11 protein-coding genes are annotated in these 14,051 nt (G+C 61.8%); 10 read left to right on the forward strand and 1 reads right to left on the reverse strand.

Annotation, left to right across the window (positions count from 1 at the left end; genetic code table 11):
- Position 1: 1 nt before the first annotated feature.
- From CAQUA_RS03885 to wag31, 7 genes are all read left to right on the forward strand, one after another.
- Positions 2-691 carry a cell division protein FtsQ/DivIB gene (locus tag CAQUA_RS03885; protein WP_196824432.1) on the forward strand — a complete coding sequence of 230 codons (690 nt, stop codon included), beginning with the start codon at positions 2-4 and terminating at the stop codon, positions 689-691.
- A 212-nt stretch (positions 692-903) separates the two neighbouring features.
- Positions 904-2,244: a cell division protein FtsZ gene (ftsZ, locus tag CAQUA_RS03890; RefSeq protein WP_196824431.1), complete on the forward strand. Its 1,341-nt coding sequence runs from the start codon at positions 904-906 to the stop codon at positions 2,242-2,244.
- Positions 2,244-2,969, forward strand: a complete 726-nt coding sequence (gene pgeF, locus CAQUA_RS03895) for a peptidoglycan editing factor PgeF (RefSeq protein ID WP_196824430.1) — start codon at positions 2,244-2,246, stop codon at positions 2,967-2,969. Before ftsZ ends, pgeF begins: the two co-directional genes overlap by 1 nt.
- A 22-nt stretch (positions 2,970-2,991) precedes the next feature.
- Positions 2,992-3,783 (forward strand): YggS family pyridoxal phosphate-dependent enzyme, encoded by a 792-nt coding sequence (locus CAQUA_RS03900; protein WP_290178732.1) that lies wholly within the window; start codon positions 2,992-2,994, stop codon positions 3,781-3,783.
- Positions 3,784-3,852: 69 nt separating this feature from the next.
- Positions 3,853-4,335 (forward strand): cell division protein SepF, encoded by a 483-nt coding sequence (locus tag CAQUA_RS03905; RefSeq protein ID WP_196824428.1) that lies wholly within the window; start codon positions 3,853-3,855, stop codon positions 4,333-4,335.
- Between the two features lie 146 nt (positions 4,336-4,481).
- The gene (locus CAQUA_RS03910; RefSeq protein WP_196825610.1) at positions 4,482-4,769 is read left to right on the forward strand and encodes a YggT family protein; all 288 of its coding nucleotides are present in this window, start codon (positions 4,482-4,484) and stop codon (positions 4,767-4,769) included.
- 100 nt (positions 4,770-4,869) lie between these two features.
- Positions 4,870-5,841 (forward strand): DivIVA-like cell division protein Wag31, encoded by a 972-nt coding sequence (wag31, locus tag CAQUA_RS03915; protein WP_196824427.1) that lies wholly within the window; start codon positions 4,870-4,872, stop codon positions 5,839-5,841.
- Between the two features lie 288 nt (positions 5,842-6,129).
- On the opposite strand, the gene CAQUA_RS03920 is transcribed toward wag31, so the two are convergent.
- On the reverse strand, positions 6,130-8,352 hold the full coding sequence (locus CAQUA_RS03920) for a heavy metal translocating P-type ATPase (RefSeq protein ID WP_196825609.1): 2,223 nt from the start codon (positions 8,350-8,352) through the stop codon (positions 6,130-6,132).
- Positions 8,353-8,496: 144 nt separating this feature from the next.
- Here CAQUA_RS03920 and CAQUA_RS03925 point away from each other — a divergent pair, with 144 nt between their 5' ends.
- The 3 genes from CAQUA_RS03925 (at position 8,497) to CAQUA_RS03935 (ending at position 13,932) form a co-directional block, all read left to right on the forward strand.
- Positions 8,497-9,144, forward strand: coding sequence for a YdhK family protein (locus tag CAQUA_RS03925; RefSeq protein ID WP_196824426.1), 648 nt, complete (start codon positions 8,497-8,499; stop codon positions 9,142-9,144).
- Positions 9,145-9,298: 154 nt separating this feature from the next.
- Positions 9,299-12,460 (forward strand): isoleucine--tRNA ligase, encoded by a 3,162-nt coding sequence (ileS, locus tag CAQUA_RS03930; RefSeq protein ID WP_269208599.1) that lies wholly within the window; start codon positions 9,299-9,301, stop codon positions 12,458-12,460.
- Positions 12,461-12,477: 17 nt separating this feature from the next.
- A complete protein-coding gene (locus CAQUA_RS03935) occupies positions 12,478-13,932 on the forward strand; it encodes a DNA polymerase IV (protein WP_196824424.1) in 1,455 nt (484 codons plus the stop codon).
- Positions 13,933-14,051: the final 119 nt, after the last annotated feature.

The raw sequence follows: 14,051 nt of genomic DNA on the forward strand, positions 1-14,051 counted from the left end.
CGTGTCGACGAAGGTCTCAGTCAAAAAATCTTTCCCCTGGGGCAAAGCCTTAGGCGCTGCCGTGGCCGTGGCGCTTCTGGCAGCGATCGTCTGGGCGGTGGTGTATTTCACTCCGCTGTGTTCCTTAAACAGCGTCGAAGTGGAAGGCAACAGTCGCGTATCAAAAGACCAGATCGTGGACGCCGTGAATGTTGAGCACGGCACGCCTTTAGCCCAAATCAATGTGTTGGAAGCAGGGGAGCGCGTCGCCGCGGTGCCGTGGGTGAAATCCGTCACGGTGTCGCGTGATTGGCCTTCTTCGCTTGTGGTGGATGTCGAAGAGTACAGCGTCGTGGCGTTCCGGAACCGGGACGGCGCAACTGAACTCTACGGGGTGGAGGGCTATCCCTTTGCGGTGGATACCCCGCCTGAAGGAACCATTGAAATCACCGGCGATGCCGCACGCAATCCCGAGGTCGCCAAGGACGCCGTAAACGTTGTGTCGTCGCTAAGCGACAACGCGCGCGGCCTCATTTCCTCTATTGAAGCCCGCGGGCCGAATGAATTCGCCCTCCATTTGAAAGACGAGCGCCTCGTCGTGTGGGGCGCCGCGGAAGACAACAAGAACAAAGCGCTTGCCTTCGACACCGTCGTGCAGCGTGAAGGCCGGGAGTTCAACATCTCCAACCCGCGGCTTGTTACCAGCCGCTAGAAGTGAGGCTCAGCTGATGCGGATGTGACTGCCGTGCCAGGAGTGCTCTGCTGGGGTAAAAGCGCAGGTCGGCAACCCTAAAGTAAAGGTTGAGGGTGCCGACACGCCGAGCGAAAACTCTAAAATGGAACTGCTTTTAGCCATGATGGGTTACGTCACTTTAAGAAGCTTTATGAAGCACCCCCGTTACTTGGAAAGGCGAGCACCCTCACATGACCTCACCTAGCAACTACCTCGCCATGATTCGCGTCGTCGGTGTCGGCGGCGGCGGCGTCAACGCAGTCAACCGCATGATTGAAGAGGGGCTGAAAGGTGTTGAATTCGTTGCTATAAACACCGACTCCCAGGCGTTGCTGTTCACGGACGCTGACACCAAGCTCGACATCGGCCGCGAGGCGACTCGTGGACTCGGTGCCGGCGCGAACCCTGAGGTTGGCCGCACTTCTGCCGAGGACCACAAGCAGGAGATTGAGGAGTCGCTCAAGGGCTCCGACATGGTCTTCGTGACCGCGGGTGAAGGCGGCGGCACAGGTACCGGTGCTGCACCGGTTGTCGCTGGTGTTGCAAAGAAGATGGGTGCCTTGACCATCGGTGTTGTGACCCGCCCGTTCTCCTTCGAAGGCAAGCGCCGCACCCGCCAGGCGTTGGAGGGCATCGAGGCCCTGAAAGAAGTCTGCGACACCGTCATCGTTATCCCGAACGACCGTCTGCTGCAGCTCGGCGACCAGGAACTGTCCATGATGGAAGCGTTCCGCGCAGCCGATGAGGTTCTCTACAACGGTGTTCAGGGTATTACCAACCTGATCACCATCCCGGGCATGATCAACGTTGACTTCGCGGACGTGCGCTCCGTGATGGCGGACGCTGGTTCCGCGCTCATGGGCGTGGGTTCCGCCCGCGGCGACAACCGCGTCATGGTTGCCACCGAACAGGCGATCAACTCCCCGCTGCTTGAGACCACCATGGAAGGTGCCCGCGGCGTTCTGATCTCCATCGCCGGTGGGTCTGACCTTGGCCTCATGGAGGTCAACAATGCCGCCTCCATCGTTGAGGAGAAGGCTGACGACGACGCGAACATCATCTTCGGAACGATCATCGACGATAACTTGGGCGATGAGGTCCGCGTGACCATCATCGCCACGGGTTTCGACGAGAAGGCAAACGTCCGCCCCGACAGCGCTGCTCCGCAGGAAACCGCCGGCGTGACCGTCGATGGCCAGGCCAGCGAGACCCCGACGCCAGCGCCGGAGCGTGCCGCGCTGTTTGATAACCGCAATGAGCAGTCCTCATCGTCTGCATCCGTATCCTCGTCCTCCGTTGTGGAAACGCCGGTGCGCCGTGTTGAGCGTGTTGAGCGTGTTGAACGTGATGAGCGTAATGAACGCGGTGTTAATGAACGCGGTGTTGAGGACCATGACTCCTACGCAGCCCGCCACCGCCTTGACGGTGACAGCGGCCTGTTCACCTCCCGTGGTGATGACCGCAGGGATGACCGCCGCGACGACCGCGGCGCTCGCGCCGATGACCTCGACGTTCCGGACTTCCTGCGCTAATGACCAACACATCTGATCGCCCCGTCCGCATGGTGTTCACCAGCCGTGCAGGCGGGGTGTCTGCGTCCCCATACGATTCCTTCAACCTGGGGCTTCACGTCGGGGATGCCCCGGATGCCGTTGCACGCAATCGCCAACGGCTGGCCGACATCATCGGTATTGATGCGGCGCGCTTTGTGTGGATGGAGCAATTGCACACCAACACCGTGACCGTTGTCGACGGGCCGAGGGATGAACCGGTTCCCGCCACGGACGCGATAGTGACAACGCAGGTGGAGCTTCCGCTGTGCGTACTGGTTGCTGACTGCGTGCCGGTGCTGCTTGCGGACCACACGGCAGGCGTTATCGCCGCGGCGCATGCCGGTCGGCTTGGTGCCCGCAACGGGATCGTTCAAAAGACCGTGGAAACGATGGTCGGGCTTGGCGCCACACCCGCGCACATTCAGGTGCTGCTTGGCCCCGCGGCCGCTGGTGCGTCCTACGAAGTGCCCGCGGACATGGCCGCGGATGTTGAGGCGCACCTGCCGGGCTCACGCACAACAACTACCCGCGGGACCGCCGGCATTGACGTGCGCGCCGGACTCGTGCGGCAACTGCTGAGCCTGGGCGTGACAACCATCGACGCTGACCCGCGCGACACCATTACGGATGAGAACTTCTTCTCCTACCGTCGCGAAGGGCCCACCGGACGCCAAGCTGGCGTTGTGTGGCTCACCGGAAACTAGAACTACGGAGGCACTACTCACAGTGGCACTCGACATTGATCCTGCCCGACGCGAAGAAATCGCCCGCAACCTTGACGCCGTGCGTAAAAAGCTTCATGAGGCCGAAGCCAGCGCCGGCCGCGCGCCGGGCAGTGTAGAACTTCTTCCCGTGACCAAGTTCCACGCGGTCGAAGACATTGCGATCCTCGGTGAACTGGGCGTCACGCTCGTCGGGGAAAACCGCGAACAGGAAGCCCGTGACAAGGCCGAGACGCTTAGGGGAGCGGAAGCGCCTGCGCACCCTGCGGGCATAGCAATGCTTGGCCAGATCCAGTCCAAGAAGGCGAACTCGGTCGCCCGCTGGGCAGCGGAGGTGCATTCTGTTGATTCGGTGAAGCTCGCCAGCGGGTTGGACCGCGGCATGGCGCTGGCACTCGAGCGCGGTGACCGGACCGGCACCGTGTTGCCGTGTTTTATACAGTTTTCCTTTGACGGCGACCCTCAGCGCGGCGGCGTCGAGCGAGCCGGCATCGACGAACTAGCGGACGCGATCGCCTCGGCCGAGCACCTTCAACTCGCCGGGATCATGGTCGTTCCGCCACTCGGTGCAGACGCTGAAGAAGTGTTTTCTGTCAGCCGGGAGATCACGGATGTACTGAGCGAAAAATACTGCTCCGCAGACACTGAGTCGGACACGGTGAAAGAGCCGGGGACCATGGGGTCAAAGTTGCGTCTGTCTGCTGGAATGTCCCAAGATTTTCCTCTCGCAATTGAATGTGGGTCGGACATCGTGCGTGTCGGAACAGCGCTGCTTGGTGCCCGCCCCGTACGCTAATTTTCAACATCAACTTCCCACCATTTGCGTCGCTTTTACTAGCAACCACCAGCACGATCGGAGAAAAACATGTCGTTCAAAAACAGCATGATGGAGTTCTTTGGCCTCGGCGCCTACAGCCCCGACGATGATGCTTACTACGACGACCCGGCTTTCGACGACCGCCGCTCTGATTCCTACTCCCGCAGCAACGAACGCTACGCCGGTGCAGCCCCTGCTCGTTCCTACGATGACTACGCGGAGCGTGAGTCGCGCAGCTACCGCGAAGAGCGTGAAGCCTCGATCATCAGCGTTCGCCCGCGCAACTACAACGACGCCAAGGACATTGGCGAGCCGTTCCGCGATGGTGACGCAGTGGTGATGGACCTCTCCGGTGTGGACAAGCCGACGGCAATGCGCCTGATCGATTTCGCTGCTGGCCTGTGTTTCGCAGCGCGCGGCAAGATGCACAAGCTGACCCGCTCCGGCGAGAACCACCTTGTGTTCGCGATCGTTCCGGAAAACGCGCGCACCAGCGTGCCGGAACTCGAGCGCGTCGCTGCACTGCGTTAATCGCGGTTAATCGCGTAAACCGGCTGATAAAGCGGTGACGGCATCTACCCCGGCCGTCGATAAGCGTGCGCATGGTGTGAAACACTCCGCCTGACGGCAAATCTTCACTCGCTTCGAGCAACTCTGTAGGGTATATCCCCGTGAGCATGCTCGGAGCGATTCTTTATTCTCTAGTCGGCCTCTACACCCTCATCGTGATTGTCAGGCTGATCATTGAGATGATTCAATCCTTTTCTAAACACTTCAACCCGCCGGCCTGGTTTGCGGTGGTAGGGGAGTTTTTCTTTGTGCTCACAGACCCGCCGATCAAAGCTTTACGACGAGTGATTCCACCCCTGCAACTAGGTGCCGTGGCGTTGGATGTCAGCGTGCTGGTCTTATTCTTTGGGCTCACTGTGTTGAGCATCATCATTCAATTGACGCTTATTTCATGAAAACTCACCCTCCGGTAAAGATTGAGGGTATAAATACAGTAGGTTAGTCTGTTTTCTAACGTGCACAATCTACGTAAAGATCTATTCGAAGGGAACGCACATGCCGCTGACACCAGCAGACGTTCACAATGTTGCTTTTAGCAAGCCGCCGATTGGCAAGCGTGGCTACAACGAGGACGAGGTTGATCAGTTCCTCGACCTGGTTGAGGACACCCTGGCGCAGCTGCAGGATGAGAACGATGATCTCCGCGCTCGCGTTGAGGAACTAGGCCGCTCCGGTGGCGCCGCCGCCCCGGCTGCCCCCGCCGCAGAATCCAAGGTTGACGAGGCCGCGATTCGCCGCGAGATCGAAGACCGCGTTCGCTCCGAGTACGAAGCTAAGCTGCGCGAGTGCCAGGAAGCCAAGAACCGTGCAGAGGCTGACGCTCGCGCTGCCCACGAAGAGGTTGCACGCGTCCGCGAGGAAGCTCAGAGGGCTAAGACGCAGGCAGACAACAACCAGCAGGGCAGCCAGAAGGTTGGCCTGGTTGCAGCTGCTCCGGCTCAGCCAGCTCCGGCACAGCCGCAGGCACCGACCTCCACCGGTGAGGCTCACGTCCAGGCAGCGAAGGTCCTGGGTCTGGCTCAGGAAACCGCAGACCGCCTCACGTCCGAGGCTGAGGCAGAGTCCAAGGCATTGGTCGACAACGCACGCACCGAGGCTGCGCGCCAGGTCAATGATGCTGAGCAGCACGCACAGCGCACCCGCCGTGAGGCTGAGGAGCACGCAAACCGCGTTGTTTCTGAGGCTCAGAAGAAGGCCGATGAGACCACCGCTGATGCAAACTCCCGTGCTGAGGCACAGATCCGCAGCGCCGAAGAGAAGGCTGCACAGCTGCGCGCGGACGCTGAGCGCAAGCACACCGAGATCATGAACACGGTGAAGCAGCAGCAGACCGCACTCGAGGCACGCATCGCAGAGTTGCGCACCTTCGAGCGCGAGTACCGCACCCGCCTGAAGAACTTGCTGCAGTCCCAGCTCGAAGAGCTTGAGACCCGTGGCACCTCCGCGCCGAACGGCAACGAGAACTAAAGCCGAAGAAAACAAATAGCCCGTGGCGCGCGCCGCGGGCTATTTTTTATCCCCAGGAAAGGGCAGCCTCCCAGGGCTGTCTCCCAGGGCGGCTTCCCAGGGCAGGTTCCCAAGGCTGCCTCCTAGGGCCGCTTCCTAGGGCGTGTGAAAACGTTTCATGATTTTCCGCCGCAACCAAAATCGACCTGGGAAAACGCGGGTTTGGAAACCGCCAAATGCAAACGTTTTCACAAACCGATCAGCGATCGGGGCAATCTCGGCGACTGGGGGAATCGGGCCAACCGCTGGTTATTTGAACCGGTTCAACCGCAAAGAGTTCGTCACCACGAACACTGAGGAAAATGCCATCGCGATACCCGCGAACATTGGGTTGAGCAGCCCGCTAGCAGCCACGGGGATCAACAAGACGTTGTAAGCAAACGCCCAAAACAGGTTGCCTTTGATGATCCGCAGGGTTGAACGCGACAGCCTGATTGCACTCGCAGCAGACTGAAGATCACCGCCCATGAGCGTGATATCGGACGCTTCAATGGCGACATCGGTTCCGGATCCCATTGCGAGCCCTAGGTCCGCGGTGGCCAGCGCAGCGGCATCGTTCACGCCGTCACCAACCATCGCGACGGTTTTGCCTTCTGCTTGCAGCTTCTCGACGACCGTGACCTTGTCTTCCGGCATCACAGACGCCATGACGTTGTTTTCATCGATTCCGACCTGGCGTGCTGCCCACGTAGCAGCCCCGGCATTATCACCGGTGAGCAAGTAGGGGGTGAGGCCAAGGCTTCTGAATTCTTCGATCGCCTGCCCAGACGTGGGTTTGATCGTGTCCCGGACTGAAATCACACCGGCGGGTTCGCCATCGATGCTGACCGCTACAGCGGTGGCCCCGTCACGTTCAAAGCCGGCGATGGTATCGGCCAACGATTCGTGGGCATTCCGGCCAACAATGATCTCTTTGCCATCGACCGTGGCCTGTACGCCGTGGCCGGGGGTAGAGGTGAATGCCTGGCCGTCGATAAGCGAAAGGCCCTTGGTGGATGCCTCGGTGACGATCGCGCGGGCGATGGGGTGTTCGGAGTCTACTTCCACGGACGCGGCGAGGCGCAGGACGTCGTCGGCGGAGAAACCGGCGGCGGGTTCGATCGCGTCAACCGCCATGGTGCCGGAGGTGACGGTGCCCGTTTTGTCCAGCACGATGGTGTCCACCTTGCGCGTGGATTCAAGGATTTCTGGGCCTTTGATCAGCAGGCCCATCTGCGCGCCGCGGCCGGTACCCACGAGGATCGCCGTCGGGGTGGCGAGTCCCAGCGCGCAGGGGCAGGCGATGATGAGGACCGCAACGGCGGCCGAGAACGCCGTGGTGGTTTCGTGGCCCAGCGCTAAATGCGCGCCCAAAGTGATCAGCGAAATCACAATCACCGCCGGCACAAAGACGCGCGAGATTCTGTCAACCAGCCGCTCAACCGGCGCTTGGCCTGCCTGGGCTTGGCGGACGAGTTCACTCATCCGTGAAAGGGTGGTGTCCGCGCCGACCCGCGTCGCTTCGACAATCAGGCGGCCGGTTTGATTGACCGTGGCGCCGGTAACGTGGTCGCCCTCAGTGACCTCCACTGGGACTGACTCCCCGGTGATCATGGAATTGTCCACCGACGATGCGCCGGAGATCACCGTGCCGTCGGTAGCGATCTTCTCGCCAGGCCGAACCACGAAACGGTCACCCACTGCGATCCGGGATGCCGGAATGCGCACCTCTTGGCCGTCGCGGATCACCGCGGCCTCTTTGGCCCCCATCGACGCCAGATCCCGCAGCGCCTGGGAAGAGCGGCCTTTCGCTTTGGTTTCAAACCACCTGCCAAGCAGCAGGAACGTGATCACCACGGCGACGGTCTCAAGATAAATTTCGTCCATCCCGTGGTCGCCCGCGTGACCACCCCAGTCGAAGGGGTGCATCTCCATCGTCATTCCTGGCTCACCGGCGTTGCCGATAAACAGGGCCCACACGGACCACACGTACGCGGCGGTGGTGCCCAGGGAAATCAGCGTGTCCATCGTGACCCCGCCGTGCCGCAGGTTTGTCAACGTCGCGCGGTGGAATGGGGCGCCCGCAACCACGTACACCAGCGTGGTGAGCGTGAACACGGCCCACTGCCAGTACGTGAACTGCAGCGCAGGAATCATGGACAACGCCACGATGGGCACGGTAAGGATCGCCGACCAGATCACCGTGCGCTTCAGCTTCGCTTGCTCTTCTTCGCGCGCCTTATCGACGGCCGAAAAGCCCGCCGCCTGGTCGCCGGCATCATCGGTGTCCTGTGCGACCGCATCATCGTTTGCGTTCATGGCAAACGCGTCGTAGCCGGCGTCGCGCACGACTTGGACTAGCGCGTCCCGATCCGTCGTTTCCGGGTTGTAGTCCACGGAGGCCGTTTCCGTAGAGAAATTCACGGACGCGTCCACCCCGTCGAGTTTGTTCAACTTGCGCTGGACACGCGATGCACACGAGGTACACGTCATACCGGTCACGCCCAGGTCCAGGTGAGCCTTAGGGATACTATCCAGCTGCTGCGTTGTCACGTATTCCTCCACTGCAATTCTTTTCGTACCGGGTGACTACTATCTCAGCGGGTAGAACACATAGCTTCGGTACAATATTCCCTTATGAATAGCCTTACTGTGAATCCGAAGGTCCTGTCCGTTGCTGCTGCTGTTTTCGCTGGGGCGCTCGCGCTGTCTGCTTGCTCACCGGCGAATGAGAAGGAATCTACTCAGGCGCCCACGACGGAGGCTCACACGATGCAGTCTCAGCCCGCTGAAGCCATGGAGCACGACCACGCGACGATGACCAGTCAAGCGGGCCAAGAACATTCCGGTCACGATCACCCCGAAGACGGCGGTCCGGCGCCGGAGGGAATGGTGATGGCAGAAAACCCGGCTTACCCCGCCGGGATGAAGGTGCAGCTGGACGCTGACCACATGCCGGGGATGAAGGGATCCCCAGCAACCATCGTGGGTGCGTACAAGACGTACACCTACGCGATCGATTACACGCCGGTCGGTGGTGGAGAGCCGGTAAAGAATCACAAGTGGGTTGTCCAGGAAGAGATCGAGGACGCTGGATCCCAGCGCATTCCGGACGGCACAGTGGTGACGGTGCTCGCTGATCACATGAAGGGCATGCAGGGCGCTAAGGCCACGGTCGTTTCTTCCACGGAGGAGACCGTGTACCAAGTCGACGTTCAGGCAGATGGCATGACCATGAAGAACCACAAGTGGGTCACGGAGAGCGAGATCAAGCCCGCGCAGTAGGGCACCCGCAACACGGCCTCACCCGCACGTCACCAAGAAAACGGAAGGCAGTAAAGTCTCTAGCATGACTGAGGCTGCACACTCCGTTAACAATTCTGGGTCTACTGCCGATTCTTCCGGCGCGGCAGTAGGAGCGATCTACCCCAAGGTCGACATGACTGGGGGATCTTCGAAGTTCCCGGACATGGAAAAAATTGTCCTGGATTACTGGAACGCCGACGGCACGTTCCAGGCATCTTTAGAAAACCGCGAGGGCTGCGATGAGTACGTCTTTAATGACGGTCCGCCTTTTGCCAACGGTCTGCCTCACTATGGTCACCTTTTGACCGGTTACGTCAAAGACATCGTGCCGCGTTTCCGCACGATGTCCGGCTACCACGTCCCGCGCGTTTTCGGCTGGGATTGCCACGGTCTGCCCGCCGAGCTGGAAGCGGAAAAGCAGCTGGGCATTACGGATAAGGCTCAGATTGAGGACATGGGTCTTGCCACGTTCAACGAGTACTGCGGCAAGTCCGTCTTGCAGTACGCCGGCGAGTGGGAGAACTACGTCACCCGCCAGGCACGCTGGGTGGACTTTGAAAACGGCTACAAGACCATGGACATTGAGTACATGGAATCCGTCATGTGGGCGTTTAAGGAGCTCTATGACAAGGGCCTGATCTACCAGGGTTTCCGCGTCTTGCCGTACTCCTGGGCCGAGCACACTCCGCTGTCCAACCAGGAGACCAGGTTGGATGACTCCTACAAGGACCGCCAAGACCCCACGGTGACCGTCACTTTGCCGCTCACCGGCGCGCGCGAGGGCACACCCGCGGTAGCCACGTGGCAGGCCCACCCCGAACTTCATGACGCCGCAGCGCTTGCTTGGACGACGACGCCTTGGACTCTTCCATCCAACTTGGCACTGGCTGTCGGCCCGGACATTGAGTACTCGCTGGTCCGCGTCCGCGCGTCCGAGGGTGCGGAGAATGAATTCGAGGGCCGGTCATTCCTCATTGCTACCGCCCTAATTGGGTCCTACGCCAAAGAGCTTGGCGACGAGCCGGAGGTGCTGGCAACCTTCAACGGCAGCGAGCTCGAGGGTCTGGAATACACCCCAGTCTTTGATTACTTCGCCGATCATGACAACGCATTCATGGTGTTGGTGGCGGACTACGTCTCCACCGAAGACGGCACCGGCATCGTCCATCAGGCACCCGCTTTCGGTGAAGACGATATGGATACGTGTGCCAAGTACGGCATCGACCTGGTGATCCCGGTGGATGCGGACGGCAAGTTCACCACCTTGGTTCCGGACTACGCAGGAAAGCTGGTTTTTGACGCGAACCGTGACATCATCCGCGACCTTCGTGCGAAAAACCGCGTCCTGCGGGATCAGGTGATTGTTCACTCCTACCCGCACTCTTGGCGTTCCGGCGAGCCACTGATCTATATGGCTCTGCCTGCCTGGTTTGTGAAAGTCACGGAGATCCGTGACCGCATGGTGGAGCTGAACCACAACGAGATTGAGTGGATCCCGGATCACATGCGCGACGGCCAGTTTGGCAAATGGCTGGAAGGCGCCCGCGACTGGAACATCTCTCGTACCCGTTACTGGGGCTCCCCGGTACCGGCGTGGATTTCCGACGACCCGGCTTACCCGCGCGTGGATGTGTACGGCTCCCTCGATGAGCTGGAAGCGGACTTTGGCGTCCGCCCTGAATCGCTCCACCGCCCGTACATCGACGAGCTGACCCGCCCGAACCCGGACGACCCGACCGGCAAGTCCACGATGCGCCGCGTGCCGGATGTTCTTGACTGCTGGTTTGAGTCCGGCTCCATGCCGTTTGCCCAGTACCACTACCCGTTTGAGAACAAAGAAGAGCACGACACCCGCCAGCCCGCCGACTTCATCGTGGAATACTCCGGTCAGACCCGCGGGTGGTTCTACGTCATGCACGTCCTGTCGGTGGCGCTGTTCGACCGCATCGCCTTCAAACAGGTCGTTGCCCACGGAATCGTGCTGGGTTCTGACGGGCAGAAGATGTCCAAGTCCAAGGGCAACTACCCGAACGTCAATGAGGTCTTCGACCGGGACGGCTCTGACGCGATGCGCTGGTTCCTCATGTCCAGCCCGATTCTGCGCGGCGGCAACCTCATCGTCACCGAACAAGGCATCCGCGAAGGCGTCCGCCAGGCGATCCTGCCGATCTGGAACGCGTACTCGTTCCTGCAGCTGTACTCATCCACGGAGGCACAGTGGTCAACGGAATCCACCAACGTTGTGGACCGCTACATCCTGGCCAAGCTGCACGACACGGTGGAGCGCACATCCGCCGCGTTGGAAGCCACCGATATTTCTGGGGCGTGTACAGAGATTCGCCTGTTCGCCGACACCCTGACCAACTGGTACGTCCGCCGCTCGCGCGACCGCTTCTGGGCTGGCCAGGAAAAGCACCCTGAGGCGTTCAACACCCTGTACACGGTGCTTGAAGTACTCACCCGTACCGCTGCGCCACTTCTGCCGTACGTCTCCGAGGTGATCTGGCGCGGGCTCACCGGTGGGCGCTCCGTGCACCTGACCGACTACCCGCGTGCCGACGAATTCCCGGCCGATGAGGCCCTTGTCGCCGCCATGGATGCGACTCGGGCTGTGTGCTCGGCGGCATCGTCGATACGCAAGGCGAACAAGCTGCGCAACCGCCTGCCGCTACCGAAGCTGACGGTAGCGTGGCCAGAGGCGTCGAACTTGGAAGATTTCGCGGCCGTGATTCGCGATGAGGTCAACGTGAAGGACGTCGAGCTCACGAGCGACGTCGCCTCCGCTGGCTCATTCGAAGTCGCCGTGAATCCCAAGGTCGCTGGCCCAAGCCTGGGCAAGGACGTCCAGCGCGCGATCAAAAACGTCAAGGCGGGCAACTACGTCCACGATGAGAACAACCCGGGCAACGTCATCGTCGACGGCGACATCGTTCTTACCCCGGAGATGTACACCGAGCGCCTCGTGGCCGTGAACCCGGATTCCACCGCTCGCATCGAGGGCCTCGACGGCCTGGTCGTGCTGAACACCGAGGTCACAGAGGAGCTCGAAGCCGAGGGCTGGGCCAACGACGTCATTCGCGGCCTGCAGGATGCCCGCAAGCGCGAAGGTTTGGAGGTCTCCGACCGCATCGCTGTCACGCTTGTCGTGCCCGCGGACAAGGTCGACTGGGCCAACCGCCACGCCGACCACATCGCGGCCGAAACGCTGGCGACGTCCTTTGAGGTCGTCTCCGGCAGTGATGCCGGCGCGCATGAGGTCATCTCCGGAGTGACCGCCACCGTTTCGAAGCAGTAGAACCCCGACCTCCCAGCATGACCCGTTGGGTGCTCCACATCGACATGGACGCGTTCTACGCCTCCTGTGAGCAGCTCACCCGCCCAACACTTGCCGGACGCCCGGTTCTAGTCGCGGGGGTTGCGGGCCGCGGCGTCGTCGCGGGTGCCAGCTACGAGGCACGCAAGTACGGCGCGCGCTCGGCGATGCCCACCTACCGCGCCGCCCGTCTCATCGGCCCGAAGGCGGTTCTGGTCACTCCGCGTCGCCCCGTGTACGTCGCCGCGTCGCGCCGAGTCTTTGAGATCATTGCGCGCCACGTCGACCCGGCGCACATTGAGCAGCTGTCTATCGACGAAGCCTTCATGGAACCGCCGGAACTGGCCAGCGCCACCGCGGACGACGTCGTTGCGTGGGCGAACGCCCTTCGCGCGGCGATTAAGCAGGAGACGGGGCTGCCGTCGTCGATAGGCATTGGCTCCGGAAAGCAATACGCGAAGATCGGCTCGGGCCTGGCGAAGCCGGACGGGGTCTTCGTGATTCCCAAAGACCAGCAGGTGGAAATCCTTCATCCGCTGCCCGTGGGTGAGCTGTGGGGCGTGGGGCCCGTCACGGCCGCGAAGCTCACCTCCGCCGGGGTGGAAACGATCGGCGATTTCGCGCGGCTCACACAACGCGAGGTGGACATCACCCTCGGGGGAGTCGTTGGCCGCCACCTGTGGCACCTCGCCCGCGGGGAGGACGATCGGCCCGTCGAACCCCGCGCCGAGTCGAAGCAGATCTCCGCCGAACACACCTACCCACACGACCTAACCACCGTTGACCAGGTCCGCGACGCCATCACAACCACTGCCGCGGAGGCCCACGCACGCTTGCTTAACGACGGCCGAGGAGCCCGCACCGTCATCGTCAAACTGAAAATGGCCGACTTCCACAGTGAGACTCGATCCACCACCCTGGCCTATGCAACCGACGACCTTGCGACCCTCACCGCCGCCGCGTTTAAAGTTGCCCGCTACCCGGACGAAGTAGGCCCCATCCGACTCGTCGGCGTGGGCTACTCCGGACTAGAAGAGCACCTGCAAGACACCCTTTTCCCCGAACTCGATCAGGAGATCGCGCCCTACGAGCTTTCCGACCCCGACGCCGAAACCGGCGTGATCGACACCACCGCCGACCCCGCCGCCACCGCCTCCACCCTCGACCTCACCGATCCCGCCACCGCCCTCGACTCCGCCGCCAACCCAGTCACTGCCCCCGCCCCCGGCCCCTCCACGACCAGTGCCTCTGGCCGAATCTGGCGAGCCACCCAGGACGTGACACACCCCGAGTTTGGACACGGCTGGATCCAAGGCGCTGGCCACGGGAAAGTGACGGTGCGGTTTGAAACCCGCGCGACCGGACCTGGTCGCACAAGAACGTTTCCCGCCGACGATCCGGATCTCTCCCCGGGCGATCCGCTCGACTCTTTGGCGTGGGAGGACTGGCTCTAACCCCGCGCGCGGTTGCGCCCGCACGCCGCCCGCTCGCCGCCCGCCGCTGCAGCCCACCGCGGCCCTTCGCGCGCCGCCGCCTGCCACCGCGGCCCGCCGCGTGCTGCCCGCGCGTCGCG

The sequence above is a fragment of the Corynebacterium aquatimens genome, assembly GCF_030408395.1.
GTDB classification, from domain to species: Bacteria; Actinomycetota; Actinomycetes; order Mycobacteriales; family Mycobacteriaceae; genus Corynebacterium; species Corynebacterium aquatimens.

Bases quoted from the DNA above. Each gene is read 5' to 3' on its own strand.
- ftsZ (WP_196824431.1), top strand. From the start codon at position 904: ATGACCTCACCTAGCAACTACCTCGCCATGATTCGCGTCGTCGGTGTC.
- pgeF (WP_196824430.1), top strand. From the start codon at position 2,244: ATGACCAACACATCTGATCGCCCCGTCCGCATGGTGTTCACCAGCCGT.
- CAQUA_RS03905 (WP_196824428.1), top strand. From the start codon at position 3,853: ATGTCGTTCAAAAACAGCATGATGGAGTTCTTTGGCCTCGGCGCCTAC.
- CAQUA_RS03910 (WP_196825610.1), top strand. From the start codon at position 4,482: ATGCTCGGAGCGATTCTTTATTCTCTAGTCGGCCTCTACACCCTCATC.
- wag31 (WP_196824427.1), top strand. From the start codon at position 4,870: ATGCCGCTGACACCAGCAGACGTTCACAATGTTGCTTTTAGCAAGCCG.
- CAQUA_RS03920 (WP_196825609.1), bottom strand. From the start codon at position 8,352: ATGACGTGTACCTCGTGTGCATCGCGTGTCCAGCGCAAGTTGAACAAA.
- CAQUA_RS03925 (WP_196824426.1), top strand. From the start codon at position 8,497: ATGAATAGCCTTACTGTGAATCCGAAGGTCCTGTCCGTTGCTGCTGCT.
- ileS (WP_269208599.1), top strand. From the start codon at position 9,299: ATGACTGGGGGATCTTCGAAGTTCCCGGACATGGAAAAAATTGTCCTG.
- CAQUA_RS03935 (WP_196824424.1), top strand. From the start codon at position 12,478: ATGACCCGTTGGGTGCTCCACATCGACATGGACGCGTTCTACGCCTCC.